Here is a 3729-nt window from a genome sequence, read left to right on the forward strand (position 1 = left end):
CCGCACCCCCCGGGGCGGCTCCTCCCGGGGGCGACGGGACGGTTTCCGCTCCCCGCGGAGGTCGTGCGGCTGCCGCCCCGGGGGGTGCGGAGGGAGCGCGCAGCCGGGCCGGGTCGGGGATGCGGCTGGGCGACGTGCGGCAGGAGTGCAAGGGCATCGCCCGGGCGGCGCTGCGCCTGGACGCCGTGGCCCTCGACGGACTCCTGGACGACGTCATACGCGAGCACGGCCTGGTGGCCTCCTGGACGGAGGTGATCATGCCGACCCTGCAGGCGGTGGGCCGCAAGTGGGAGACCTCGGGCGAGCGGTACGTGGAGGTCGAGCACTTCCTGTCCTGGCACGTCTCCGGTGCGCTGCGGCGCCACGCGCCCCCGGTGGTCGCCGACCGGCCCGGCGCTACCACGGTGCTCGCCTGTGTCCCGGGGGAGAACCACACGCTGCCGCTGGAGGCGCTGTCGGCGGCGCTCGCCGAACGGGGCCTGCCGGTGCGCATGTTCGGCGGGGCGCTGCCGGTGGAGTCCCTGGTGACCGCCGTGCGCCGGACCGGGCCGGCGGCGGTGGGGCTGTGGGCCCAGTCCCGCACCACGGCCAGCCGGCCGCTGGCCCTGCACGTGGCGGCCATCGAGTGGGGCGTACGCGGGGCCCGCAGACGGCCTGCCGTCCTCACCCTGGGCCCCGGGTGGGCCGGCCAGACCGCCGCGGGACTCCCCCACCCGCCGGGCCTCGCCGAGGCGGTCACGGCGATGGAGTCCGCGGCACGCGGGTGAGGCCCCGGGCACGGCGGGACGTGGCTTCCGCCCGGTCGGGTGGGAGAGGGGCCGACCGCGACGACCCGCGAGCACCCGGGCCCCGCCGGGAGGTGGGCGCCCACCGGCCGCGTCACCCGTACGGCCCAGCTGGTGCCGGGGCGAGGTGCGGGTGGTCGGGGCCCGGGTACTCGTCCGCGGTGCTGCCCGCCCTCCGCCCGGAGGCCGGGTGGGCCACGTACGCGGCCGGGCTCAGACCCCGGCGGCGCCCGTCGCGCCCCGCGGGACGGGCGCGGAAAGCCGAAGGGAAGGGGCACCATGAGCGATCAGCGGCCGCGCACCCCGGACACCGTGGTCGTCGGCGCGGGTCTCGCCGGGCTGGCCTGCGCGTTGGACCTGTGCCGCGCGGGCCGGCGCGTGGCGCTGCTGGAGGCGTCCGACGGCGTGGGCGGCCGGATGCGCACGGACCGGCGGGACGGGTTCCTGCTGGACCGCGGCTTCCAGGTGTTCAACACCTCGTACCCCCAGGTCAAGCGGCGCCTGGACCTCGGAGCGCTGCGGCTGAGGCCGTTCACCCCCGGCCTGCTGGCGCACACCGCGGAGGGCACCGTCCGCCTCTGCGACCCCACCCGCCGCCCCGCGGACGCGGGCGCGCTGCTGCCGGGACGGGTCCTCCCGGCCCGTGACCTCGCCGCCCTCGGCGCGATCACCGCCCGCGACGCCGTGCTGCCCGCCCGCGTCCTCACCCGGAGTCCGGACACCCGCTCCACGGCCGCCGCCCTGGCCTGCGCCGGGGTCTCGTCGGACACGGTGGACAACATCCTGCGCCCGTTCCTGTCGGGGGTGTTCCTGGAGGACCGCCTGGAGACCTCCGCCCGCTTCTTCCACCTGGTCTGGCGGACGATGGTCCGCGGCACGCTCTGTCTGCCCGCCGACGGCATCGGCGCCGTCCCCGCGCAACTGGCCGACGGCCTGCCCGAGGGCGTGCTCCGTCTCGGGGCGCCGGTGGAGGCGGTCACCGACGACGGCGTGCTCCTCGCGGACGGCCGCGAACTGGCCGCCCGCGCGGTCGTGGTGGCGACCGACGCGGCCACCGCGGCGCGTCTGCTGCCCGGGGTGGGCGCACCGGCCGGGCGCACGGTCACCACGTACTACCACGCGGCCGCCCGCCCGCCGCTGGACGAGCCGACGCTGGTGGTGGACAGCACCCTCCAGGTGCTGAACACCTGCGTGCCGAGCAAGGTCACGCCCGCCTACGCGCCGCCGGGGACCGCGCTCGTCTCCACCTCCGTGCTGGGCGAGGACCACCCGGGCCGGGGCGAGGCGGTGCTGCGCCGCCTGGGCGAGCTGTACGGGACCGGCACCGGAGACTGGCGGCAGGTCGCCGTGTACACCGTGCGGGGCGCCCTGCCCGCGATGGAGCCGCCGTGGCCGCTGAGCCGCACCACGCGTGCGGGGGCCGGGAGGTACGTCTGCGGCGACCACCGGGCCACCGGCAGCGTCCAGGGCGCGCTGGCGTCGGGCACCCGGGCCGCCCGGGAGGTGCTCGCCGACGCCGCCGTGTCACCCGGCTGACGCCACCGGGGCCCGCGCGCCGCATCCACCACGGGGCCCGCCGCGGAAGAGACGATGACACGTGCAAGGCCGGCGACCCGCCTGAGACCTCCGGGAGTGGACTGTGACCCTCGACGGCGCGCGCTCCGCCGCGTCCTCCCTGACGTCCGAGGTGGTGGTCCTCGGCGGCGGCGCGGCCGGACTGAGCCTGGCGCACCGGCTGTCGCGTGAGGCGCCCGCCCTCACCCTGACCCTGGTGGAGGCCCCCGACGGCCCCCTGCGCCCGCCCGAGCGCACCTGGTGCCACTGGACCGCCGACGACGACGGTGCCGACGCGCATCCCGGCGGCGGCCCCGACGGCCACCACGCCCCGGGCCACCATGCCGAGGGCCACCGCGGCGACGGCGACCGCGGCGACGGCGACCTGCGTGAGGCCGTGGCCGCCTCCTGGTCGCGCCTGCGCGTCCACGGCGCCGACGGGCGGGCCCTCACCGTGGACCCGGCCCCGCTGCGCTACCGGATGATCCGCTCCCCCGACTTCGAACGGCTGGTGCACGCCCGGCTGGCCCGCTCCCCGGGCGCCCGGATCGTGCGGGCCACGGCGGAGGCGGTGCGGGAGACGGCCGACGGCGCCGCGGTCCGCTGCACGACCCGCGAGGGGCAGACGCTGCTGCTCCACGCACGCCACGTGTTCGACTCCCGGCCCGCGCACGCCCTGCCGCCGGCCCGCACCCACCTGCTGCAGCACTTCCGCGGCTGGTTCGTGCGGACCTCGGGCGACCGCTTCGACCCGGCGGTGGCCGACCTGATGGACTTCCGCGTGCCGCAGCCCCGCCACGGTCTCGCCTTCGGCTACGTGCTGCCACTGGCTCCCGACCGGGCGCTGGTCGAGTACACGGAGTTCTCCCGCGCCCCCCTCACCACCGAGGCCTACGAGGCGGCGCTGGACCACTACTGCCGCCAGGTGCTCGGGCTCGGCGCGCTCACCGTGGAGGCGTCGGAGCAGGGCGTCATCCCCATGACGGACGGGCGCTTCGCCCGCCGGCCCGGCCGCTCCGTCTTCCGGATCGGCACCGCGGGCGGCGCGACCCGGCCGGCCACCGGCTACACCTTCGCCGCCGTGCAGCGCCAGAGCCGGGCCGTCGCGGACGCGCTGCGCGCGGGCCGGGCGCACATGCCCGCCCCGCACGGGCGGCGGGCCCTCGCCATGGACGCCGTGATGCTGCGGGCGCTGGACACCGGCCGCATCGACGGCCCCGCCTTCTTCACCGACCTGTTCCGCCGCGTGCCGGCCGAACGCCTGCTGCGCTTCCTCGACGGACGCACCTCCCTGTGGGAGGAGTTCGGCGTCGGGCTGCGCACCCCTGTCGGCCCGATGCTCCGCACCGCCCTCGAGGTGCCCCTCCTCCGCCGCCGCCCGCCGTCCGCC

Annotated in this window: 3 protein-coding genes; all 3 read left to right on the top strand. The window is 78.2% G+C overall.

Annotation, left to right across the window (positions count from 1 at the left end; translation table 11 throughout):
• On the top strand, positions 1-767 hold a 767-nt coding region (locus ACOV8S_RS13425; RefSeq protein ID WP_448318055.1), incomplete at its 5' end, for a B12-binding domain-containing protein.
• A gap of 297 nt (positions 768-1064) precedes the next feature.
• Positions 1065-2321, top strand: coding sequence for an NAD(P)/FAD-dependent oxidoreductase (locus ACOV8S_RS13430; RefSeq protein ID WP_448318056.1), 1257 nt, complete (start codon positions 1065-1067; stop codon positions 2319-2321).
• A gap of 103 nt (positions 2322-2424) precedes the next feature.
• Positions 2425-3729 (top strand): lycopene cyclase family protein (locus ACOV8S_RS13435; RefSeq protein ID WP_448318057.1); only part of this gene is annotated, 1305 nt, incomplete at its 3' end.

This window comes from Streptomyces sp. CO7, from assembly GCF_053474865.1.